We start from the raw sequence: 22,347 nt of genomic DNA on the forward strand, positions 1-22,347 counted from the left end.
GATTGATTTATACATGCCTGTCACTCTTTCGATCACAACATCAATTCAGCCGATTGATCAACAAGAGTCACTAGACATGCAACGAATCCCCTGTGTGCTCATGCGCGGCGGCACCTCCAAAGGCCCTATCTTCCATGCCTGGGATCTGCCTACCAATGTGGTCGAGCGTGATGAAGTGCTGCTGCGCCTGATGGGCTCCGGCCACGAGCTGGAAATCGACGGCATCGGCGGTGGCAGCCCGCAGACCAGCAAGGTGGCGATCGTCAGCCCGTCGCTGCACGCCGACGCCGATGTCGATTACCTGTTCGTCCAGGTGATGGTGGCCCAGCGCCGCGTGGACACCGCGCCCAACTGCGGCAACATGCTCTGCGCCGTGGGCCCGTTCGCCATCGAGCAAGGCCTGGTCAAGGCCGTCGAGGGCAAGACCCTGGTGCGCATCCGCAATCTGAACACCAACACCTTCGTCAATTCCCTGGTCGAGACGCCCAACGGCATAGTCCGCTACGAAGGCCGCACGGCCATCGATGGCGTGCCGGGCACGGCGGCGCCGATCCACCTGACCTTCCTCGACGCGGTCGGCAGCAAGACCGGGCAACTGTTCCCCACCGGCCAAGCCTGCGATGTGATCGACGGCGTGCCGGTGACCTGCATCGACATGGCCATGCCGATGATGATCGTCGAGGCCAGCCAGCTGGGCCTGGACGGCGGCGAAAGCCCCGCCGAGCTGGATGCCGACAGCCGCCTGCTCAAGCGCCTGGAAGCGCTGCGCATCAAAGCCGGGCGGGCCATGGGCCTGGGCGATGTCAGCGGCATGGTCATCCCCAAGCCGGTGCTGGTCAGCCCGGCGAAGTTCGGCGGCACGCTGCAGGTGCGCTACTTCATGCCGCACAACTGCCACCGGGCGCTGGCCATCACCGGTGCAATCGGGCTGGCAACCGCCTGCGTCAGCCCCGGCACCGTCACCATGAGCCTGCTTGGCGATGCGGCCCAAGGCTTGCAGCAAGTGCGCCTCGAGCACCCCAGCGGCGGCATTGATGTGGCGCTTACGCGCAGTGGGCCGGACGGCAAGACGATCCAGGCGTCCGTGGTGCGTACCGCCCGCCGGCTGTTCTCAGGTTTCGTATACGCGCCAACGGCACGGCGGCTGGCTGGCTGAGCCGCTGTACCCAAGGACGACACAGCGCATCCGCACAAATCCAACAATGGGTGATGCCTCATGAAACTGGTCAAATCGCTGTACTTCCAGATCCTCTGCGCCGTCCTGCTGGGCGTGGTGGTCGGGCACTTCTGGGCACAACAGGCAGTCGCCCTGAAGCCGCTGGGCGATGCCTTCATCAAGCTGATCAAGATGATGATCGCACCGGTGGTGTTCTGCACCATCGTCACCGGCATCGCCGGCATGAGCGACCGGCGCTCGCTGGGCCGCCTGATGAGCAAGACGCTGTTGCTGTTCCTGGTGCTGACCGTGATCAGCCTGGCGATCGGCCTGGCGGCGGTGCATATATTCCGTCCAGGCGAGGGCATGAACATCGACCCATCGACCCTCAGCACCCAAGGGCTGAGCCAGTACACCGACTCGGCGGCCAAGCTGGGTGTGGTCGACTTCTTCATGCACATCATCCCCGACACCTTCATCGGCGCCTTCAACAAAGGCGAAGTGCTGCCGGTGCTGTTCCTCGCCGTGCTGTGCGGCTTTGCCCTGTCGGCCATGGGCGAGCGCGGCCAGCCGGTGCTTAATGTGCTGGAATCGGCCTCGCAGATGGTGTTCAAGATCTTCGGCTACCTGATGCGCTTCGCCCCGGTGGGTGCCTTCGGCGCCCTGGCGTTCACCGTGGGGCAGTACGGCATCAGCTCGCTCGGCGCGCTGGCCAAGCTGGTCATGACCCTGTACATCGCCTGCGCCTTCTTCGTGCTGGTGGTGCTGGGCGGGGTGTGCCGGGCCAATGGCTTCAGCCTGTGGAAGCTGCTGCGCTACCTGCGCGAAGAGTTTCTGGTGGTGCTCGGTACTTCGTCCACCGAGCCGGTGCTGCCGCGCATGCTGCAGAAGCTCGAAGCCCTGGGCTGCAAGAAGGGCGTGGTAGGGCTGGTGCTGCCCACCGGCTATTCGTTCAACCTCGACGGCACGGCCATCTACCTGTCGCTGGCCGCGGTGTTCATCGCCCAGGCCTGCAACATCGACCTAACCCTGGGCCAGACCCTGACCATGCTGGCGATCATGCTGCTGTCGTCCAAGGGCGCGGCGGGGGTGACCGGTAGCGGCTTCGTTGCGCTGGCCTCGACCCTGACCGTGATTCACGACATCCCGCTGGCGGGGCTGGCGCTGCTGATCGGTGTCGACCGCTTCATGTCCGAGGCGCGGGCGCTGACCAGCCTTGCCAGCAACGCGGTAGCCACGGTGGTCATCTCGCTGTCGGAAAACGCCTGCGACCGGCAGACGCTGATGCGCACCCTGGCCGACGGCCCGCAACCCGCCGCCAGCGCTGACAGCCCAGCCCACTGGCCGGCCGGCGAGCCACGCCAGCACAGCTAGCCCACCCGCTTACACGCACTGAATGACATAAACTTCCACCCAGCGCCGCGGGGCGCGGGTGGGGCAGGGGCCGTTCGCGCTCGCGGCGGCCACACCTCATAAAAACAAGAGAATATTCCCATGCTCGCATTGCTTGGCCTGGTCATGGTGGTGACCTTCACCTACCTGATCATGAGCAAACGCCTGTCGCCGATCGTCGCGCTCACCGTGGTGCCCATTGTCTTCGCCGTGATTGGTGGCTTTGCCCCGGACCTCGGCAAGATGATGCTCGACGGCCTGAAAACGGTCGCACCGTCCGCCGCCCTGCTGCTGTTCGCCATCCTGTTCTTCGGCCTGATGATCGATGCCGGGCTGTTCGACCCGTTGATCCGCAAGATCCTCAAGCGGGTCAACGGCGACCCGATCAAGATCGCCATGGGCACCGCGTTGCTGTCGCTGCTGGTGGCCCTCGACGGCGACGGCACCACCACCTACATGATCACCTGCGCCGCCATGCTGCCGCTGTACAAGCGCATCGGCATGAACCCGATGATCCTGGCCACCATCGCCATGCTGTCGCTGAGCATCATGAGCGGCCTGAGCCCGTGGGGCGGGCCGGCCACCCGGGCCATCGCCGCCCTGGGCCTGGATGCCAGCGAGTACTTCATCCCGATGCTGCCGACCATGGTCGGCGGCGCCGCCTGGGTGGTGTTCACCGCCTTCCTGCTGGGCCGGGCCGAGCGCAAGCGCATCGGCAACATCAAGCTCGAATCCGGCGGCGGCAACTGCTACATCAAGGCGATCCTGGAAGACACTCCGCACAAGCGCCCGCGCCTGGCCTACGTCAACCTGGTGCTGGTGATCGCGGTGATGGTCGCGCTGGTGATGGGCCTGATGCATGCGGCGATCCTGTTCATGATCGGCTTCGTCGCGGCCTTGATGATCAACTACCCGCAGCTCGAGCTGCAGAAGGAACGCATCCTCGCCCACTCCGGTAACGCCATGACCGTGGTGCTGCTGGTGTTCGCCGCCGGCATTTTCGCTGGCATCTTCTCCGGCACCAAGATGGTCGATGCGCTGGCGCAGACCCTGGTCGACTGGATCCCTGAAGCCTGGGGCCACTGGTTCCCGCTGGTGGTGGCGATCACCAGCATGCCGCTGACCTTCGTGCTGTCCAACGATGCCTACTACTTCGGCGTGGTGCCGATCCTGGCCAACGCGGCCGCCGCCTATGGCATCGACCCGGTGGAGATCGCCCGCGCCTCGGTGCTTGGGCAACCGGTGCACCTGATGAGCCCGCTGGTGGCGTCCACCTTGCTGCTGGTCGGCATGGTCGACCGCGACATCGGCGAGTTCCAGAAAGCCACGGTGAAGTGGGCGGTGCTGACTTCGCTGGTGATCACTGCGCTGGCCCTGCTGACCGGGGCCCTGTCCTTCTTCGTCTGACCCTCCCTGACGGGTGGCCGAGCGGCCGCCCGGTAACGCGCCAATAACAATAAAAGAGTCCCCGAACATGACACGAGCCCTTCAGCGTGGGGCCGCTTGCGGCCTGCTGTTCTGCACCTTGCCTGCGGCCCAGGCGGCCGGTTTCATCGATGACGCCAGCCTCAAGCTGCAGATGCGCAATGTGTACTTCAACGAGAACTTTCGCGATGAGCAGGGCCTGAGCGCCCGCGCCGCCGCCAACGCCAAGAGCGAGCGGGTGGAGTGGGCGCAGGGTTTCCTGCTGGACTACCAGTCCGGTTTCACCCAAGGCCCGCTCGGCCTGGGGGTGGATGCCCTGGCACTGGTCGGGGTGAAGCTCGATTCGGGGCGCGGGCGCAGTGGCACCGGCCTGCTGCCGGTGCATGACGACGGCCGCGCGGCGGACCAATTCGCCAGTGCCGGGGTAACCGCCAAGGCCCGGCTGGGCGCCACCGTGGTCAAGCACGGCAGCTTGCTGCCCAAGACCCCGGTGCTGGTCTACAACGACGCCCGCCTGCTGCCGCAGACCTACCAGGGCACCCAACTGGTCAGCACCGACATCAGCGGCCTGACCCTGAGCGCCGGCCACCTCGACCGCTTCAAGCAGCGCGACTCCTCCGACAGCACCGGGCTGTATGCCGACGGCTACGGCGGTCGCGCATCGGGTGACTTCACCTACGCCGGCGCCGAGTACGCGGTCAGCAAGCAACTGCGCTTGAGCTACTTCCACGGCGAGCTGGAACACTTCTATCGCCAGGACTTCGGCGGGGTCCAGCACGACCTGCCGCTGGCGGGCGGCGTGCTGACTACCGACCTGCGCTATTTCAAGAGCCACGACAGCGGCGCGGCCTACGGCGGCCGCATCGACAACGACATGTTCAGCGGCCAACTGGCCTACACCCACAGCGGCCACACCCTGGGCGCGGGCTACCAGGTGCTCGATGGCGAGGCAGGGCTGCCTTATGTCAGCGGGGCGACGGTGTATTCGTTCAGCAACGTCGGCATCGGCAAGTTCATCGAGGAAGAAGAGAAAACCTGGATGGCCAGCTATGCCTACAACTTTGCCGCAGCCGGCGTGCCGGGGCTGACGTTCATGACCCGTTACCTGAGTGGCGACAATGGCCACTCCGGCACGGCGGGCCTGAGCGAGTGGGAACGCGACATGGAGCTGGCGTACGTGGTGCAGTCGGGCAGCTTCAAAGGCCTGGGGGTGAAGCTGCGCAACTATGTGTACCGGGCGGACTTCGCCCGTGGTCGGGACAGCAACCGCATCTACCTGACTTATGACATCGCCCTGTGGTAGCGCATCCGCGGCCTAAGTCTTGTACGAAAAGTGTGGTCATTCAACGTTGTGGGAGCGGGCTTGCCCCGCGATCTGCCGCGACGCGGCAGCAAAGCCTGAATTCGCGGCGTCTTTGACACTATTTGATATCGGGTACAGGAGCGCTTCGCATTCCATCGCGGGGCAAGCCCGCTCCCACAAAACTTTTCGAACAAAACCTAGGCATGCAGCCAGAACGCGAATTCGGCGAACTGCTCGCCGTTCCACCAGTTCGCGGCCCCGCGGCCGTACTGGAAATTCCTGGCGCCGGCCTGGCTCTGCAGCGGCGCGATGACATTGCCGGCAGTGTCGCGGCGCGCGGTCTGCTCGGCGGTTTCGGGCACGACCATGACGATGTGCCCCGATCGGCCATCTTCCTTGCGCCGCGCCACGATCAGGCCAATGGCGCCCTGGTTGGCCTCGGCCTGCAGGGTGGTCAGCGTGCCGGTCTGGCGCCAACCGAAGCCGGGGCCGAATTCACGCAGCCACCTGAACAGGTCGTTGGCGCGCATTTCCCTGAGGGTATCGCCGATCAGTGGCGTTACCTGTTGGCCGGCGGCCAGCTTGAGCAGGGCCGGCGTGCTCCACCAGCAGCGCGGCAGGTAGGCACCGGCGAGCAGGCAGTAGTCGTGTGCGTAGATGTTGCAGAAGGTCAGCCCGTCATGCGGCTGGTAGCGAAGGTGAGCCGTGTTGTCGACTGCCAGCCATTGGATGATGGCGGCAAGCGCCTCGCGCAGCTCGCCTGCGCTGTTGCCCTGGCGGGTTGGCTGCCCGGCTTCGTTGAGCGAATGTGCGTCAGCCGGGTTGGCCCTGCGGGTGATCACGCCGTTCTTGCGCGGCATGAATACGGCGGGGATCGCGGAGTCACCTGGCATGCTCGCCAACAGGGTGCTCTGGCCTTGTACGGTGCTGGGTTGAGGGGCGGGCTGGGTGATCTCGATCACCGCGTCGTCAGTTGCCGGCACCAGGAAACGCTTGGCGCAGAAACCGCGCACCCGTGCGCCGGACAAACTGGTTTCGATGCTGACGAAGCCGTTTTCAGCCGTTTTGCTCAACACCCGAACCGCGTGGCCATCCGGCAGGTTCGCCACGACGTTGGCTTGTGCCGGTGTACTGATGAAGGGTTGGCTGCGCACACGCAGCATGCCTTCGCGGGTATCCACCTGCATCGCCGTACCCTTGCCGGAGAGCGGGCTGGGCGCTGCGACGATGGCCTGGCCGGGGGCTGGCGTGGGCAGGGCAGGCTGTGCCGGCTCGGTCGCTACCGTGTGGCACAGGCGAATGAAGTCGAACAGGTTCTCGCCATAGAAACGATCATCGCTCTTGTGTCCCTGCCGCAACCCTTTCGAGGGCACGAAACCACCGGTGTTGTAAACGATGCCCACCTGGGCGAACTCCAGGTCGCTGAGCGGTTGCCGGCGCTGCTCGAAGCCCAGTTGTCGAAGTGCGCCCTTGAGTTCATCCATCGCGCGGCCAAGGGAGCCGCTGAACGTCGCCCAGTGGCGATCGAGAAAGAAATCGGGCTCGGGCTTGAAGAACTGCAGGTCCAGCTGGAACACGCCATAGCCGTGGCAGAACTTGTTGGGCTTCTTGGCCACGTCCTGGTAACCCGGCACGAACCTGGCCATGTCCACCAGTGCCTGGTGGCCCATGGCGAACATCAGGTCGCCGCGTGGGCGCAGCAGCAGTTCGGCCTTGTTGCGCGGGAAGGCCTTGCGCCCGGCGGTGTCATCCAGCGTATCGCCGACACATAGTGCGGTGACCTGCTCCAAGGGCAGCTTGGCCTTGCGCAGGAACGGCCAGATGCTGCCGGTCTCCTGGCAGGCCAGTGCGGTGAGGTGGTCCACCGTCAAGGGTGTGCCGATGATTGCCTGGGCCATGTCCTGCTGAAACTGCTCCTTGAACCAGCGAATATCCTGAGTGCCTGGCATGTCAGAACCCTCCGGTGAGGCGGCGGCTGCAGACGGTGTGCGGCTTGACCGAGAGCGGTGTATGGGGGTGTTTTTCAGGGGCGGGGCATGGGCAATCGCCATGGCCGAGCGCACAGGGCGTGAGGGAGGGGTAGGGCGCAGGATGGTCGGGACAAAGCACGACCCGCTGCGGTGCGTGCTCATACGCCGTTGGAAGCGCAATTGGCGACATGAACGTCTCCCTGAAACAAGTTCCGTCTAGCGAACTGCTCAGGGTCGTCGTTTACCCTTCTCTGGGCTTGATGGCTGCGCATGAAAAGACCGCGAGACCGCAATCAAAATGGGGCCGTGCGGGCGAAACGTTTCAATGCTACTGATTGAATTCAAGTCAATGGCGCTGAAAAAGCAAGGCAGTGGGGTAATGCCGGTCAGTTAAGCCAATTGGGGCCGCTGCGCGCCCCTTCGCGGATAAATCGCAGCGGCGAACCGCCGCTCCCACAGGATTGCGCGAAGCCTCAAGCTGGCACAAAACCTGTGGGAGCGGGTTTACCCGCGAAGGGGCGCGCAGCGACCCCAATTGGCTTAACGGGCTGGCATCAGGCAGTGGGGTAGGGCTGAGCTTCCATTGAAACGCTCCGGTTCGACGCACAGCGGCTCCAGCGCCAGTTGGATGATGCCTATCGGTGCGAAGCGCTGATGACTGTGGGGCGGTTTTCAGCCCAACCCAGGCTGATGCATGCAGGCGTTCAGGTCTTCGAGAAACGCCTGCAGGATCGGCGGTGGCGATACCCCGCGGCGGGTGATGACGTCGAACGGTGAGGTCAGGTCCAGGCTGCTGGCGCCCAGGCGGCGCATTTCGCCGGTCTTCACCCACTGCTCGGCGAAGTGCACCGGCAAGAAGCCGATGTAGGCGCCGGAAATGATCAGGATCGCCGCCGCCTCGATGTTCTCCACGGTGGCGGCGGCCTTGCTCACGCCCAGTTGCTCCAGGTCGTACTGCTGCATGTAGCCGCGCACGACGATATGGCAGCCGCGCACTTCTTCCAGCAGGCGGCCATTGCCTGCCTTGCTCCCATACAGCGGGTGGCGCCGGCCACAGTACAAGCCCAGGGCTTCGTCATACAGGGGCAGGTAGGACAGCCCCGGCACCCGCAGGGGGAAATGGCCGATGGCCAGGTGCAGACGGCTGTCCAGCACCCGCTCTTCCAGCTCCGCCGGGGCGCCGATGTAGATGTGCAGGTGGGCATCGTGCCCGCGCGAGACGAAGCGCTGGGTGGTGCGCGGCAGCGGCGAGGCGGCGTCGGTCAGGGTCGAGTCGATGATGCCCAGGTTGAGCTTGCCGCTGATGTGCTGCTTGAGCACGTCGGCGTCCAGGCAAAAGCTCTCCACGGCGCTGAGCAGGCGCAGGGTGGCCTCATGGATGGCCACCCCTTGCTCGGTCAGGCGAAAGCCGCTGCGCCCGCGCTGGCAGAGCTTGACCCCCAGGCGGGTTTCCAGGTGGGTCATCTGTTCGCTGATGGTCGACTGGCCGGCGTTCAGCGCGGCCTGGGCTGCGGAAAAGCCGCCGCACCTGACGATGGTGGTGAATACCCTGAGAAGCTTCAGATCGACATCGTGGAGCTGGATCACCCTGGCCTCCTGGGCGGTTGCTCACATCGCCAAGGCTGATATGAGTGTCCGCGCACTGTTTTTCCGCAGCTAACCATGCGCGGCTGATCGCCGCAATGCCTGGGGCGTCTGGCGCCCATCTGCCGTCAGATACTTCGGCTGCGGCGATGTATGCATCTGCACTTGCGCATTTTTCCAGGTTCAACCCGGCGCCATAGTGGCTGCAACGGCGCTGCCCCGGCACGCCGTCTCCTGACCAGAACAATAAGTGGAGAAACCCGCACATGGCTAAGCACGGTTATGAATCCGGCCGCCTGAACCTGCCCTTCGTGGGCCATTGCACCTTCGCCAAGGCGCCCATCTGCACCGACTGGGCGGCCATCGATGCCGATGTGGCCATCCTCGGCGCGCCCAACGACATGGGCACCCAATGGCGCTCCGGCGCACGCTTCGGGCCGCGCGGCATCCGTGAGGCATCGACGCTGTTCTCGTTCGGCCATTCCGGCGCCTACGACTTCGAAGACGACGCCACCTACCTCACCGAAGACCAGCTGCGCATGGTCGATGTCGGCGATGCCGATATCGTCCACACCGACATGGCCAGCAGCAACGCCAACATCGAGTCGGCCGTGCGCCAGATCCTCGCGGCCGGTGCCATGCCCGTGGTGCTGGGCGGCGACCACTCGATCCACGCGCCGGTGATCAAGGCCTTCGAAGGCCGCGGGCCCATCCATATCGTGCATTTCGACGCCCACCTCGACTTCGTCGACGAACGCCACGGCGTGCGCTACGGCCACGGCAGCCCGCTGCGCCGCGCCTCGGAGCTCGACCACATCGTCGGCATGACCCAGCTGGGCATCCGCAACGTGTCGTCCTCCAACCGCGACGACTACGACGCCGCCCGCGAGGCCGGCTCGCAGATCCTCTCGGTGCGCGACGTGCGTCGCCTGGGCTGCGAAGGCGTGCTGGCGAAGATCCCGCAAGGGCGCGACTACTACATCACCATCGACATCGACGGTTTCGACCCTTCCATCGCCCCGGGCACCGGCACCCCCAGCCATGGCGGCTTCCAGTACTACGAAGTGCTGGAAATCATCCAGGCACTGGCCCGGCGCAGCCAGGGGCGCATCGTCGGCATGGACCTGGTGGAAGTGGCCCCGGCGTACGACCCGGCCGGCGTCACCTCGATCCTCGCCGCGCAATTGCTGATGAACAGCCTCGGCTTCATCTTCCACGCCCGCGCCAAGGCGCGCTGACCCGGAGCTTCGACAGTGGACAACAAGGTCAAAACCTACCTGCAGGCCTTCGGCGTTACCGAGGCCACCCAGCGTTTCCTGGGCAAGGCCCAGCGCATGTTCATCGGGGGTGAATGGCGCGAAGCCAGCGACGGCGCCAGCGCCGACGTCATCGAACCGTCCACCGAGGGCGTGCTGACGCGCATCCCCATGGGCACCGCCGACGACCTCGACCGCGCGGTGCAGGCCGCCCGCGCGCAGTTCGATGGCGGCCCCTGGAGCCAGCTCAAACCGCTGGAGCGCGAGCGCCTGATCCAGCGCCTGGCCGACCTGATCGAAAGCCATGGCGACGAGCTGGCGCAGATCGAGTCGATCGACATGGGCAAATCGGTGGCCCAGGCCCGCGCCGTGGACATCCAGGGCACGGTCGACACCCTGCGCTATTTCGCCGGCTGGGCCAGCAAGCTGCATGGGCGCACCGTTGAGCCGTCGCTGCCCGGCAACTACCTGGCCTATACCCGCAAGGAGGCGGTCGGCGTGGTGGGCGCCATCGTGCCGTGGAACTTCCCGCTGCAGACCATGGCCTGGAAGCTCGGCGCGGCCCTGGCCACCGGTTGCACGGTGGTGGTCAAACCGGCCGAGCTGACCTCGTTGTCGGCCCTGCGCTTCGCCGAACTGGTGCAGCAGTCGGGCATCCCCGACGGGGTGATCAACATCGTCACCGGGCGTGGCAGCGTGGTCGGCGAGGCGATGTCGCGCCACCCGGGCATCGACAAGCTGAGTTTCACCGGCTCCACGCCGGTGGGCTGCTCGGTGGGCAAGGCGGCGATGGACCAGATGAAGCGCCTGACCCTGGAACTGGGCGGCAAGTCGCCGGTGATCGTGTTCGCCGACGCCGATATCGAGGCCGCCGCCGAAGCGGTGGCCAACGGCGTATTCTTCAACTCAGGGCAGGTGTGCGATGCCGGTACCCGCGCCTATATCGAGCGCAGCGTGTACCCGGCCTTCCTGCAAGCGCTGGCCCGCTACACCGCCACCCTGAAGATCGCCCCCGGCCTGGACCCGGACTGCTTCATCAGCCCCATGGTGTCGCGCCAGCAACAGCAGCGGGTGCTGGACTACATCGCCCTGGGCAAGGCCGAAGGGGCGCAGCTGTACTACGGCGGCGAGCCGGTCGAAGGCCCGGGCTACTACGTGCAGCCGACCATCTTCGCCAACTGCGACAACCGCATGCGCATCGTGCGCGAGGAGATCTTCGGCCCGGTGCTGGTGACCGCGCCGTTCGACACCCAGGAGCAGGCCCTGGCGCTGGCCAACGACACCGAGTACGGCCTGGCGGCGGCGCTGTACAGCAACGACCTGGGCAAGGTCCACGGGCTGATCCCGCGCCTGCGCGCCGGCACGGTCTACGTCAATGCCCACAGCACCCTGGACCCGTCCATGCCCTTCGGTGGCTACAAGCAGTCGGGTTATGGCAAGGACATGGGCGCGGAACAACTGGAGTTCTTCCTGGAGACCAAGGCGGTCTGGATCACCTTGCCTTGAGGTAGCAAGGCCGGCCTGCGTCGCCTGGCGTGCGACGCAGGTTCATCAACGCATCGAATTTCAACAATAAGAACAAGTCGAGGTGATGCCCAATGAACAGCCAAGTGGATGCAGAGCGTGCGCAAGACCTGGAACGGCGCCTGCGCGCCTATGAAGAACTGGAGGGCAGGGCGCAGTGGCCGGGGGCATTGACCGCCCGTGACGTGATTGCCCTGGCCTTGCTGACGATGGTGATGGTCGCCGGCGCCTACCTGCTCGGAGGCCAGCCATGAGCCGCTTGCGCGAGCAGGAGTTTCGCCTGGCGGCCGAACGCGGCGACACGCCGTTGCTGCCCAATGAGCGGGTCTGGGGCTTCTGGGGCTATGCCTACGCCAACTCGGCGCTGGCGGTGGCCACCTGGGTGTTCCTGATCGGCGGTGCCACCGCGCTGTTCGTCGGGCCGTTGCAGGGCATCGCCGCGATCGTCATCGGCAATATCCTCGGCGTGGTGCTGGCCTCCGCGTCCACCTGCCTGCCGTGCGGCAAGTACGGCGTCGAGCAGTTCACCTACCTGCGCAGCATGTTCGGCCTCAACGGCAGCCGCCTGGTGTACTTCCTCTCGGTGGTGGTGCTGACCATGGGCTGGCTGGCGGTGCTTGGGCTGATGTGCGGGCGGGCGCTGGACAACCTGCAAACCCTGGTGCAGCACGCCCAGCCCGACGGCGCTGGCTGGCTGGTGACCGCCGGGGCACTGCTGGCGATCCTGCTGGCGGCGCTGGTGGCCATTCGCGGGCCGGACATGATCCGCCTGCTGAGCGCGCTGATCGCGCCCAGCCTGATCCTGATCATGCTGGCATTGATGTACTTCATCCTGCGCAGCCACAGCCTCGCCGAACTGCTGGCCATGCCGCCCCTGCAGCCGCCGTTCGAGAACCCCCACGTCAACTTCATGGTCGCGGTGGAAATCAACATCGCCGCCGGCTTCTCCTGGTGGCCCTACATCGGCAACCTGTCGCGCCTGTGCAGCAACCAACGCACGGCCTTCTGGCCGAACCTGGTGGGCATCTTCGGCGCGGCGGTGCTGGGCGAGTCGGTCAGCCTGTTCGCCGCCACCACCCTGGGCAGCAGCGACCCCACCGCGTGGATGCGGGTGGCCGGGGGCATGGCCTTTGGTGTGATCGCCCTGGGCTTTTTGGCCCTGGCCAACCTCACCGGCATGGTCAACATCCTCTACACCGCGGTGATCGGTTTGCGCCAGTTGGCCGGGGAGCGCCTGCGCAGCCTGGGCTGGGCGGTTTTGATCGGGCTGTTCTGCATTATCCCGGTGGCCATCGTGGTGCTGCTGCCGGGGATCTACGACGGCTTCTTCATCTTTCTGGTGTGGACCTCGGCACTCAACAGCGCCCTGGCCGGCATCGGCATTGCCGATTACTTCTTCCTGCGCCGCCAGCGGGTCAACCTGCGCCACCTTTACGCCGAGCAAAGCGCCTCGCCACTGCGCTTCTGCAGGGGCTTCAACCCCATCGCGCTGCTGGCGCTGGCGGCGGGCTTCGCCATCTACGTGGTGGTGTTCAACCCGCAGACCCTGGCCCACACCAGCTTCTTCACCTTCGCCACCGCCTCGCTGCCGTCCTGCCTGCTGGCTGGGCTTGTGCACTACGGCCTGACCCGCTTGCTGGCGGCGCGCCTGGGCTGGGGCGACTACCCCAAGGGCAATCAACATCACGATCGGGCCGCTGGCCTTCGCGTACAGGACTGAACCATGAACAAGCGATACGACTACATCATCATCGGTGCGGGCTCTGCCGGCTGCGTGTTGGCCAACCGCCTGACCGAGGACGCCGGCACTTCGGTGCTGGTCCTTGAGTTCGGCGGCAGCGACCGCAGCGTGCTGATCCAGATGCCCAGCGCGTTCTCCTTGCCGATGAACACCAAGAAATACAACTGGCGCTACGAGACCGTGGCCGAGCCGCACCTGGACGGCCGGCGCCTGCACTGCCCACGGGGCAAGGTGCTGGGTGGTTCGTCGTCGATCAACGGCCTGGTCTACATCCGTGGCCACGCCTGCGACTTCGATGAATGGGAAAGCCTGGGCGCCAAGCACTGGAGCTACCGCCACTGCCTGCCGTACTTCAAGCGTGCCGAAAACTTCAAGTTCGGCGGCGATGACTACCGTGGCGGCGCCGGGCCCTTGGCCACCAACAATGGCAACAACATGCAGAACCCGCTGTACGGCGCCTGGGTCGAGGCTGGTGCCGAGGCTGGCTACATCAAGACCGACGACTGCAACGGCTACATGCAGGAAGGCTTTGGTGCCATGCACATGACGGTCAAGGACGGCGTGCGCTGGTCCACCGCCAACGCCTACCTGCGCCCGGCCATGAGCCGGCCCAACCTGACCGTGGTCACCCACGCCATGACCCGGCGCATCCTGCTCGACGGCAAGCGCGCAGTAGGGGTGGAGTACGACGAAGGCGGGCAGACCCACCAGGTGCTGTGCAACCGCGAAGTGCTGGTTGCGTCCGGCCCGATCGGCTCGCCGCACCTGTTGCAGCGCTCCGGCATCGGCCCCGAGGCGGTGCTGAAGAAGGCCGGCATCCAGGTGCGCCATCACCTGCCGGGCGTGGGCGAGAACCTGCAGGACCATTCGGAAATCTACATCCAGTACGCCTGCAAGCAGCCAATCACCCTCAACGGCAAGATGAGCCTGCTGGGCAAGGCGATGATCGGCCTGCGCTGGCTGCTGTTCAAGGATGGCCTGGGCGCCAGCAACCACTTCGAGGCCGGCGGTTTCATCCGTTCTTCCAAGGGGCTGCGCTGGCCGGACATCCAGTTTCACTTCCTGCCGGCGGCCATGCGCTACGACGGTGACAAACCGTTCAAAGGCCACGGCTTCATGGTGCTCACCGGGCCGAACAAGCCCAAGAGCCGCGGCCATGTGCGGGCGCTGTCGGCCGACCCGTACCAGCACCCGGAAATCCGCTTCAACTACCTGCAGAGCGAAGAGGACCGCGAGGGCTTCCGCCGCTGTGTGCGCCTGACCCGCGAGATTCTCGCCCAGCCGGCCATGGACCGCTTCCGCGGCGAGGAGCTGGCGCCCGGGCCCCAGGTGCAGACCGACGAACAGATCGACGCCTTCGTGCGCGCCAACATGGAAAGCACCATGCACCCCTGCGGCTCGTGCCGCATGGGTGAGGACGACATGGCGGTGGTCGATTCCACGCTGCGGGTGCATGGGTTGCAGGGGCTGCGGGTGATCGACTCGTCGGTGTTCCCGACCGAGCCCAACGGCAACCTCAACGCCCCGACCATCATGCTCGCCGAGCGTGCGGCGGACCTGGTGCGCGGGCGCGAGCCGCTGGCGCCGAGCGATATGCCGGTGGGGATGGTGGGGGATTGGGAGGAGCAGCAGCGCAGCCGCGCGCCGGTGCGCAAGGTTCACGCCTGAACCCTGTAGGCGCAACTGTCTTGCACTGCCCGTGCTGGCCTCATCGCCGGCAAGCCGGCTCCCACCTTGACCGCGCTGGCTCAAGCCAAGCGCAATTCCTGTGGGAGCTGGCTTGCCAGCGATGAGGCCAGTACAAGCAACACAAGACAGCCGCTCAGGCGCGGACCGAATGCGCTCCATTGTAGCGATATCGCTACAGGGCGGGTGAGGGCAGGGTTTACCACGCCTTCACGGAAGTTGAAGGCTGTATCAACAGGTTTTATTGGAGTGAGTTCATTACGGAACAATAGTGCGAAACCTATAACAAACCCCGATTCCAGCGGCCTCTGGCCCTTGGCACATACCTTGCTCTTTCCTTTGCGTTCGGCCGGGCTTAAAGACCAAAAGCCCGGCTCGGAAAGTTGAACTTGTGACGTTATAAAAACAATTAAACTAGCAAGGTAAAAATAATGAACAACTTGCCACATGGCCAACGCCTGCCTGAGGCTGACGGCCACGAACTGCAGCGCAGCCTGTCCAACCGCCACATCCAGTTGATCGCCATCGGTGGTGCCATCGGCACCGGCCTGTTCATGGGCTCGGGCAAGACCATAAGCTTGGCCGGCCCGTCGATCATCTTCGTCTACATGATCATTGGCTTCATGCTGTTCTTTGTCATGCGGGCGATGGGCGAATTATTGCTGTCCAACTTGAAGTACAAATCCTTCATCGATTTCTCCGCCGATCTGCTGGGGCCGTGGGCCGGGTTCTTCACCGGCTGGACCTACTGGTTCTGCTGGATCGTCACCGGCATTGCCGATGTGATCGCGATTGCCGCCTATGCACAGTTCTGGTTCCCGGACATTCCCCTGTGGTTACCGGCACTGGGCTGCGTCGGCGTGCTGCTGTCGCTCAACCTGATGACCGTGAAACTGTTCGGCGAGATGGAATTCTGGTTTGCCATGATCAAGATCGTGGCCATCTGCGCCCTGGTCTGCACCGGGCTGTACATGGTGGCGGCGGCCTACCAGTCGCCGGCCGGCAACGTCGCTTCGCTGGCCAACCTGTGGAATGACGGGGGCATGTTCCCCCATGGCGCCATGGGCTTCTTCGCCGGTTTCCAGATTGCCGTGTTCGCCTTCGTCGGCATCGAGCTGGTGGGCACCACCGCCGCCGAAACCAAGAACCCGGAACGCAACCTGCCACGGGCGATCAACTCGATCCCGCTGCGCATCATCATCTTCTACGTGTTCGCGCTGATCGCCATCATGGCCGTGACCCCCTGGCGCGAAGTGGTGGCCAACAAGAGCCCCTTCGTCGAACTGTTCGTGCTGGCCGGGCTGCCGGCGGCGGCGGGGATCATCAACTTCGTGGTGCTGACCTCGGCGGCGTCCTCGGCCAACAGCGGCGTGTTCTCCACCAGCCGCATGCTCTACGGCCTGGCAGTGGATGGTGATGCGCCCGGCAGGTTCGGCGCGCTGTCCAGCCGCGCGGTGCCGTCCAATGGCCTGATCTTCTCCTGCGTCTGCCTGACGGCCGGGGCGCTGGTGATCTACCTGGTGCCGAACATGCTCGATGCCTTCACCTTGATCACCACGGTGTCGGCACTGCTGTTCATGTTCGTCTGGTCGATGATCCTGCTGTCGTACCTGGCCTACCGCAAGCAGCGGGCGCATCTGCACCAGGCTTCGAAGTACAAGATGCCCGGCGGCACGCTGATGTGCTGGGTGTGCCTTGCGTTCTTCGTGTTCATCCTCGGCCTGCTGGCCCTGGAGGCCGACACGCGCCTGGCGTTGTACGCGGTGCCGGTGTGGTTCGCGGTGTTGGGCCTGGCCTATCGCTCCCTGCGCCAGAAACGCCAGGAGAACGGGCAGCTGTCCCTCGATACCGATTGATCGCCAGGTTCAGGTCTTAACCAGGGGGGCAGCGCACCGTGCGCCGTCCCCCTGTTGTCGTTTGCCAAGCAGGGAGTCCCGATGAGAATCCACGTCACCTTCGTCGACCGCGTCGGCATCACCCAGGAGATCCTGGCACTGCTGGGGGCGCGCAACCTCAACCTGGATGCGGTGGAAATGGTCCCGCCCAACGTCTACATCGATGCACCCGCGCTGTCACAGGCGGTGCTGGACGAACTCCACGCGGCCTTGCTGGGCCTGGACGCCGTGCAGGCGGTCGAGCTGGTCGACTTCCTCCCCGGCCACCGCCGGCGCCTGCAACTGGAGGCGCTGCTGGCGGCGATGAGCGACCCGGTGCTGGCCGTGGACCCAAGCGGCCATGTGCTGTTGGCCAACCCGACCCTGGTCAGCCTGATCGGCCGCGAGCCGGCCGGTGAGCCGCTGTCGCGGCTGTTCGCCGAGCCCGACCTGGGCCAGACCCTGATCGCCAAGGGTTTTCGCCTGCCCATGTGCGAGGTGGCGTTCCAGGGTCAGGCGCTGCTGCTCGAAGCCACGCCCATCAGCGGCGGGGCCGACGGCCTGGTGGGCGGCCTGCTGACGCTGTACCCGCCGAGTCGCATCGGCGAGCGCCTGGCGTCGTTGCTGCATGACTCCACCGACGGGCTGCAAGCCTTGCTGGGGGAGTCGACGCCGCTCAAGGAACTCAAGGTGCGCCTGCACAAAGTGGCTGGCCTGGAAGCACCGCTGCTGATCCAGGGCGAGACCGGCACCGGCAAGGAGCTGGTGGCACGCGCCTGCCATGCCCTCAGCGCCCGCCGCGATGCGTCGTTCCTGGCGCTCAACTGCGCGGCATTGCCCGAGAGCCTGGCCGAGAGCGAACTGTTCGGCTACGCCGCCGGCGCCTTCACCGGTGCCCAGCGGGGCGGCAAGCCGGGGCTGTTGGAACTGGGCGATGGCGGCACGGTGTTCCTCGATGAAGTGGGCGAGATGTCGCCCTACCTGCAGGCCAAGCTGTTGCGCTTTCTCAACGACGGCAGCTTTCGCCGGGTAGGCGGCGGTGGCGAGGTGCGGGTCAATGTGCGGGTGGTCTGCGCCACCCACCGCCACCTGGAAGGCATGGTGGTCGAAGGCAGTTTTCGCGAAGACCTGTACTACCGCCTCAACGTGCTCAACCTGAAAGTGCCGCCGCTGCGCGAGCGCGGCAAGGACATCCTGCTGCTGGCCGAGCATTTCCTGCGCCAGGCCTGCGCGCAGATCCAGCGCCCGCCGTGCCGGCTGGCCCTGGCTACCCATCCGCTGCTGCTGGGCAACCGCTGGGCCGGCAACGTGCGCCAGTTGCAGAACGTGCTGTTTCGCGCGGCGGCCATCAGCGAAGGCGATGTGATCGACTGCGACGACCTGGAGCTGGCCGGCACCGCCTTGAGCAGCCAGCAGCCCGACGCCCAGGAGGTGGTCAGCCTGGAGGCGGCGGTGCAGGGCTTCGAAAAGGACCTGCTGGAGAAGCTTTACGCCAGCTACCCCTCCACCCGGCAATTGGCCCTGCGCCTGCAAACCTCGCACACGGCCATCGGCCAGCGCCTGCGCAAGTACGGTATCGCCAGCCGGGCCTAGGTTTTGTACGAAAAGTGTGGTCATTCAACTTTGTGGGAGCGGCGGTGCGCCGATGCGACTTGCCCCGCGATCTGCCGCGACGCGGCAGCAAAGTCTGAATTCGCGGCGTCTTTGACACTATTTGATATCGGGTACAGGAGCGGTTCGCACTCCATCGCGGGGCAAGCCCGCTCCCACAAAACTTTTCGTACAGAGCCTAGTAAGGGCCCGGACTCACTTCGCTCCACTGGAGTGTTTGTGCTCCAGCGTGGCCTGAACCCCGGCTGGATTGGCCCGCCAGCCCGGTGCTGGCAGGCGGGCACTGCAGACGGAGCGATTTCGCTCCGAGGTGCAGGCCGGTGGATATCGCCGAAAAACATATAACTATCTGAAATATAACGTTTTTATTGAGTTGGCATTGCCCTTGCTCTGTTACCGGTAGTCCTGTCCCGGGACCCACCTGATAACAAGAAAGGAACCTCCATGAGCACTCTGCGTTTTACCCCTGAACACGAATGGCTGCGTCTGGAAGCGAGCGGCGAGCTGACCGTAGGCATCACCAGCTACGCCCAGCAGGCCCTGGGTGATGTGGTGTTCGTGCAGCTGCCCGAGCCCGGCGCGTACGACGAGGGCAGCGAAGTCGCGGTGCTGGAGTCGGTGAAGGCCGCCAGCAATATCGGCATGCCGCTCAACGGCACGGTGGTGGCGGTCAATCAGGCCCTGGCCGACGACCCCGAGCTGGTCAACGCCTCGCCGATGCAGGACGGCTGGTTCTTCCGCATCCAGGCCAGCGACCTGGCCGACCTCGACAGCCTGATGGACCAGGACGGCTACGACCGCTTCCTGGCCGACAACGCCTGAGCCCGGGGGCCGACATGATCAACGCCATCCCCCTGGGCACCGACAACGAGTTCATCCCCCGGCATATCGGCCCGCGCCAGGCCGATATCGACGCCATGCTGGCGCTCACCGGCCATGACTCGCTGGACGCCCTGATCGACAGCGTCATCCCCGCCAGCATCAAGGGCAGCAGCGTGCTCGAACTGAGCAACGGGCAGGGCGAGGCCCAAGCCCTGGCCGCGCTAAAGGCCATCGCCGGCAACAACCAGTTGTTCCGTAACCATATCGGCCAGGGCTACTACCCCTGCCACACGCCGACGGTGATCCTGCGCAATCTGCTGGAAAACCCGGCCTGGTACACCGCCTACACGCCGTACCAGCCGGAGATTTCCCAGGGCCGCCTGGAAGCGCTGCTGAACTTCCAGACCCTGATCAGCGATATGACGGGCATGGAAATCGCCAACGCCTCGTTGCTCGATGAAGCCACCGCCGCCGCCGAAGCGATGACCTTCTGCAAGCGCCTGGCGAAGAACAAGACCCCGGCCTTCTTCGCCTCGCAGCACTGCCACCCACAGACCCTCGACGTGCTGCGCACCCGTGCCGAGCCGCTGGGCATCGAAGTGGTCATCGGTGACGAAGCGGCGCTGCACAACCAGCCGCTGGAGGGCTACTTCGGCCTGCTGCTGCAATACCCGGCCAGCACCGGCGCCATCAGCGACCCGCGCAGCCTGGTGCAGCGTGCCCACGCAGCCGGTGCGCTGGTGGCGGTGGCCGCCGACCTGCTGGCGCTGACCCTGCTGACCCCGCCGGGCGAGTTCGATGCCGACGTGGTGCTGGGCAGTGCCCAACGCTTCGGCGTGCCGCTGGGCTTCGGTGGCCCGCACGCGGCGTACTTCGCCACCCGCGATCAATTCAAGCGCGACATGCCCGGCCGGCTGGTCGGCGTCTCCATCGACCGCTTCGGCAAGCCGGCCCTGCGCCTGGCCATGCAAACCCGCGAGCAGCACATCCGCCGCGAGAAGGCCACCAGCAACATCTGCACCGCGCAGGTGCTGCTGGCCAATATCACCAGCATGTACGCGGTCTACCACGGCCCCCAGGGCCTGACCCGGATCGCCCGGCGGGTGCACCGCCTGACGGCGATTCTGGTAAAGGGGTTACAACAACTCGGGCACCAGGTCGAGCAGCAGCACTTCTTCGACACCGTCAGTGTGCTGACCGCCCAGCCCGTGGCCCAGGTGTTGGCCGCCGCCAACGGCGCACGCCTGAACCTGCGGCTGATCGATGATGTGCGGGTAGGGGTGTCGCTGGATGAAACCTGCGAACAGGCTGCCGTCGAGGCCCTGTGGCAGGTGTTCGCCATGCCAGGCCAGGCGCTGCCGGACTTCACCGCCCTGGCCGCCGATGCGGGCGACCGCCTGCCGGCCGCGCTGCTGCGTGAGTCGGCCTTCCTGCAGCACCCGGTGTTCAACCGCCATCACTCGGAAACCGGGCTGATGCGCTACCTGCGTGCCCTGGCCGACAAGGACCTGGCCCTGGACCGGACCATGATCGCGCTGGGCTCGTGCACCATGAAGCTCAACTCCGCCAGCGAGATGATCCCGATCACCTGGCCCGAGTTCGGCGCGCTGCACCCGTTCGCCCCGGCCGAGCAGACCCAGGGCTACCGGCAACTCACCGATGAACTGGAGGCCATGCTCTGCGCGGCCACCGGCTACGACGCCATGTCGCTGCAGCCCAACGCCGGCTCCCAGGGCGAGTACGCAGGCCTTCTGGCCATCCGTGCCTACCACGCCAGCCGTGGCCAGGCGGGGCGCGATGTGTGCCTGATCCCGTCGTCGGCCCACGGCACCAACCCGGCCACGGCGCAGATGGCTGGCCTGCGGGTGGTGGTGGTCGACTGCGATGCGCGTGGCAACGTCGATGTCGCCGACCTGCAGCGCAAGGCCGAGCAGCATGCGGCGCAGCTGGCCGCGCTGATGATCACCTACCCCTCGACCCACGGCGTGTTCGAGGACGGCATCAGCCGCATCTGCGCGATCATTCATGAGCACGGCGGCCAGGTGTACCTGGACGGCGCCAACATGAACGCCATGGTCGGCCTGTGCGCGCCGGGCAAGTTCGGTGGCGATGTGTCGCATCTGAACCTGCACAAGACCTTCTGCATCCCCCACGGCGGTGGCGGCCCCGGCGTCGGCCCGATCGGCGTCAAGGCGCACCTGGCTCCGTTCCTGCCCGGCCACGGGCATATGCCGAACAAACACGGCGCGGTCAGCGCGGCGCCCTATGGCAGCGCGAGCATCCTGCCGATCACCTGGATGTACCTGCGCATGATGGGCGGGGCAGGGCTCAAGCGCGCCTCGCAGCTGGCGATCCTCAGCGCCAACTACATCGCCCGGCGCCTGGAGGAGCACTACCCGGTGCTCTACAGCGGCGACAACGGCCTGGTGGCCCACGAGTGCATCCTCGACCTGCGCCCACTCAAGGACAGCAGCGGCATCAGCGTCGAAGACGTGGCCAAGCGCCTGATCGATTTCGGCTTCCACGCCCCGACCATGTCCTTCCCGGTGGCCGGCACCTTGATGGTCGAGCCGACCGAGAGCGAATCCAAGGAGGAGCTGGACCGCTTCTGCGAGGCGATGATCTGCATCCGCGAAGAGATCCGCGCGGTAGAGAACGGCACCCTGGACCCACTCGACAACCCGCTGAAGAACGCCCCGCACACCGCCTTCGAACTGGTCGGCGAATGGCGCCACGGCTACAGCCGCGATCTGGCGGTGTACCCGCTGGCCACCCTGCGCGCAAGCAAGTACTGGCCGCCGGTGGGGCGCGTGGACAACGTCTACGGCGACCGCAACCTGGCCTGCGCCTGCCCGCCGCTGTCGAGCTACCAGGACGCCTGATGATGACGGCTGGGCGATTGCCCACGGATCAGGATTGAAAACGTGGGAGCGGGGGGGGGGGGGGGGGGGGGGGGGAGAGAAGGGGGGGGGGGGGGGGAAGGGACAAACCAAAAAAAAAGCA

At 65.6% G+C, this 22,347-nt stretch carries 16 protein-coding genes; 13 read left to right on the forward strand and 3 right to left on the reverse strand.

All coding sequences use genetic code 11. The features are described from left to right. Positions 1 to 76: 76 nt before the first annotated feature. The 4 genes from ACO6VM_RS11870 (at position 77) to ACO6VM_RS11885 (ending at position 5,276) form a co-directional block, all read left to right on the forward strand. Complete coding sequence (locus tag ACO6VM_RS11870; protein ID WP_422403296.1) at positions 77 to 1,156, forward strand: 4-oxalomesaconate tautomerase; 1,080 nt, start codon at positions 77 to 79, stop codon at positions 1,154 to 1,156. 60 nt (positions 1,157 to 1,216) lie between these two features. Further along, positions 1,217 to 2,530 carry a dicarboxylate/amino acid:cation symporter gene (locus ACO6VM_RS11875; RefSeq protein WP_401060379.1) on the forward strand — a complete coding sequence of 438 codons (1,314 nt, stop codon included), beginning with the start codon at positions 1,217 to 1,219 and terminating at the stop codon, positions 2,528 to 2,530. Between the two features lie 120 nt (positions 2,531 to 2,650). After that, the gene (locus tag ACO6VM_RS11880; protein WP_110994842.1) at positions 2,651 to 3,955 is read left to right on the forward strand and encodes a CitMHS family transporter; all 1,305 of its coding nucleotides are present in this window, start codon (positions 2,651 to 2,653) and stop codon (positions 3,953 to 3,955) included. A 67-nt stretch (positions 3,956 to 4,022) separates the two neighbouring features. Further along, positions 4,023 to 5,276, forward strand: coding sequence for an OprD family porin (locus tag ACO6VM_RS11885; RefSeq protein ID WP_422403297.1), 1,254 nt, complete (start codon positions 4,023 to 4,025; stop codon positions 5,274 to 5,276). Between the two features lie 197 nt (positions 5,277 to 5,473). Here the strand turns inward: ACO6VM_RS11885 and ACO6VM_RS11890 are convergent, their stop codons facing one another. Together ACO6VM_RS11890 and ACO6VM_RS11895 are read right to left on the reverse strand one after the other, a co-directional pair. After that, complete coding sequence (locus tag ACO6VM_RS11890) at positions 5,474 to 7,225, reverse strand: hypothetical protein (RefSeq protein ID WP_422403298.1); 1,752 nt, start codon at positions 7,223 to 7,225, stop codon at positions 5,474 to 5,476. 693 nt (positions 7,226 to 7,918) lie between these two features. After that, a complete protein-coding gene (locus tag ACO6VM_RS11895) occupies positions 7,919 to 8,833 on the reverse strand; it encodes a LysR family transcriptional regulator (RefSeq protein ID WP_422403299.1) in 915 nt (304 codons plus the stop codon). Between the two features lie 263 nt (positions 8,834 to 9,096). Between ACO6VM_RS11895 and speB the strand changes: the two genes are divergently transcribed. The 5 genes from speB to betA all read left to right on the forward strand — a co-directional run bounded on the left by speB (position 9,097) and on the right by betA (position 15,019). After that, the gene (gene speB / locus ACO6VM_RS11900) at positions 9,097 to 10,068 is read left to right on the forward strand and encodes an agmatinase (protein WP_390971242.1); all 972 of its coding nucleotides are present in this window, start codon (positions 9,097 to 9,099) and stop codon (positions 10,066 to 10,068) included. A 15-nt stretch (positions 10,069 to 10,083) separates the two neighbouring features. Beyond that, positions 10,084 to 11,592, forward strand: a complete 1,509-nt coding sequence (locus tag ACO6VM_RS11905) for an aldehyde dehydrogenase family protein (RefSeq protein ID WP_422403300.1) — start codon at positions 10,084 to 10,086, stop codon at positions 11,590 to 11,592. A gap of 92 nt (positions 11,593 to 11,684) precedes the next feature. Then, the gene (locus tag ACO6VM_RS11910; protein WP_422403301.1) at positions 11,685 to 11,864 is read left to right on the forward strand and encodes a hypothetical protein; all 180 of its coding nucleotides are present in this window, start codon (positions 11,685 to 11,687) and stop codon (positions 11,862 to 11,864) included. Continuing rightward, the gene (locus ACO6VM_RS11915; protein WP_422403302.1) at positions 11,861 to 13,330 is read left to right on the forward strand and encodes a purine-cytosine permease family protein; all 1,470 of its coding nucleotides are present in this window, start codon (positions 11,861 to 11,863) and stop codon (positions 13,328 to 13,330) included. The genes ACO6VM_RS11910 and ACO6VM_RS11915 overlap by 4 nt, the downstream gene beginning before the upstream one ends. Positions 13,331 to 13,333: 3 nt before the next feature. Then, the gene (gene betA, locus ACO6VM_RS11920; RefSeq protein WP_422403303.1) at positions 13,334 to 15,019 is read left to right on the forward strand and encodes a choline dehydrogenase; all 1,686 of its coding nucleotides are present in this window, start codon (positions 13,334 to 13,336) and stop codon (positions 15,017 to 15,019) included. Between the two features lie 80 nt (positions 15,020 to 15,099). Here the strand turns inward: betA and ACO6VM_RS11925 are convergent, their stop codons facing one another. Further along, the gene (locus tag ACO6VM_RS11925; protein WP_422403304.1) at positions 15,100 to 15,486 is read right to left on the reverse strand and encodes a hypothetical protein; all 387 of its coding nucleotides are present in this window, start codon (positions 15,484 to 15,486) and stop codon (positions 15,100 to 15,102) included. Here ACO6VM_RS11925 and cycA point away from each other — a divergent pair. The 4 genes from cycA (at position 15,469) to gcvP (ending at position 22,226) form a co-directional block, all read left to right on the forward strand. Then, positions 15,469 to 16,893: a D-serine/D-alanine/glycine transporter gene (gene cycA / locus ACO6VM_RS11930; protein ID WP_422403305.1), complete on the forward strand. Its 1,425-nt coding sequence runs from the start codon at positions 15,469 to 15,471 to the stop codon at positions 16,891 to 16,893. The two genes, ACO6VM_RS11925 and cycA, sit on opposite strands and share 18 nt — an antisense overlap. 81 nt (positions 16,894 to 16,974) lie before the next feature. Beyond that, positions 16,975 to 18,504, forward strand: a complete 1,530-nt coding sequence (locus ACO6VM_RS11935; RefSeq protein WP_422403306.1) for a sigma 54-interacting transcriptional regulator — start codon at positions 16,975 to 16,977, stop codon at positions 18,502 to 18,504. A 462-nt stretch (positions 18,505 to 18,966) separates the two neighbouring features. After that, the gene (gcvH, locus tag ACO6VM_RS11940; RefSeq protein WP_347151382.1) at positions 18,967 to 19,344 is read left to right on the forward strand and encodes a glycine cleavage system protein GcvH; all 378 of its coding nucleotides are present in this window, start codon (positions 18,967 to 18,969) and stop codon (positions 19,342 to 19,344) included. Positions 19,345 to 19,358: 14 nt separating this feature from the next. Next, a complete protein-coding gene (gcvP, locus tag ACO6VM_RS11945; RefSeq protein ID WP_422403307.1) occupies positions 19,359 to 22,226 on the forward strand; it encodes an aminomethyl-transferring glycine dehydrogenase in 2,868 nt (955 codons plus the stop codon). Positions 22,227 to 22,347: the final 121 nt, after the last annotated feature.

The organism is Pseudomonas sp. GZD-209, assembly GCF_049310485.1.
Classification (GTDB): domain Bacteria; phylum Pseudomonadota; class Gammaproteobacteria; order Pseudomonadales; family Pseudomonadaceae; genus Aquipseudomonas; species Aquipseudomonas sichuanensis.

Excerpts from the sequence above, each read along its gene's own strand:
- ACO6VM_RS11870 (WP_422403296.1), top strand. The coding sequence starts at position 77 with ATGCAACGAATCCCCTGTGTGCTCATGCGCGGCGGCACCTCCAAAGGC.
- ACO6VM_RS11875 (WP_401060379.1), top strand. The coding sequence starts at position 1,217 with ATGAAACTGGTCAAATCGCTGTACTTCCAGATCCTCTGCGCCGTCCTG.
- ACO6VM_RS11880 (WP_110994842.1), top strand. The coding sequence starts at position 2,651 with ATGCTCGCATTGCTTGGCCTGGTCATGGTGGTGACCTTCACCTACCTG.
- ACO6VM_RS11885 (WP_422403297.1), top strand. The coding sequence starts at position 4,023 with ATGACACGAGCCCTTCAGCGTGGGGCCGCTTGCGGCCTGCTGTTCTGC.
- ACO6VM_RS11890 (WP_422403298.1), bottom strand. The coding sequence starts at position 7,225 with ATGCCAGGCACTCAGGATATTCGCTGGTTCAAGGAGCAGTTTCAGCAG.
- speB (WP_390971242.1), top strand. The coding sequence starts at position 9,097 with ATGGCTAAGCACGGTTATGAATCCGGCCGCCTGAACCTGCCCTTCGTG.
- ACO6VM_RS11910 (WP_422403301.1), top strand. The coding sequence starts at position 11,685 with ATGAACAGCCAAGTGGATGCAGAGCGTGCGCAAGACCTGGAACGGCGC.
- ACO6VM_RS11915 (WP_422403302.1), top strand. The coding sequence starts at position 11,861 with ATGAGCCGCTTGCGCGAGCAGGAGTTTCGCCTGGCGGCCGAACGCGGC.
- betA (WP_422403303.1), top strand. The coding sequence starts at position 13,334 with ATGAACAAGCGATACGACTACATCATCATCGGTGCGGGCTCTGCCGGC.
- cycA (WP_422403305.1), top strand. The coding sequence starts at position 15,469 with ATGAACAACTTGCCACATGGCCAACGCCTGCCTGAGGCTGACGGCCAC.
- ACO6VM_RS11925 (WP_422403304.1), bottom strand. The coding sequence starts at position 15,486 with ATGTGGCAAGTTGTTCATTATTTTTACCTTGCTAGTTTAATTGTTTTT.
- ACO6VM_RS11935 (WP_422403306.1), top strand. The coding sequence starts at position 16,975 with ATGAGAATCCACGTCACCTTCGTCGACCGCGTCGGCATCACCCAGGAG.
- gcvH (WP_347151382.1), top strand. The coding sequence starts at position 18,967 with ATGAGCACTCTGCGTTTTACCCCTGAACACGAATGGCTGCGTCTGGAA.
- gcvP (WP_422403307.1), top strand. The coding sequence starts at position 19,359 with ATGATCAACGCCATCCCCCTGGGCACCGACAACGAGTTCATCCCCCGG.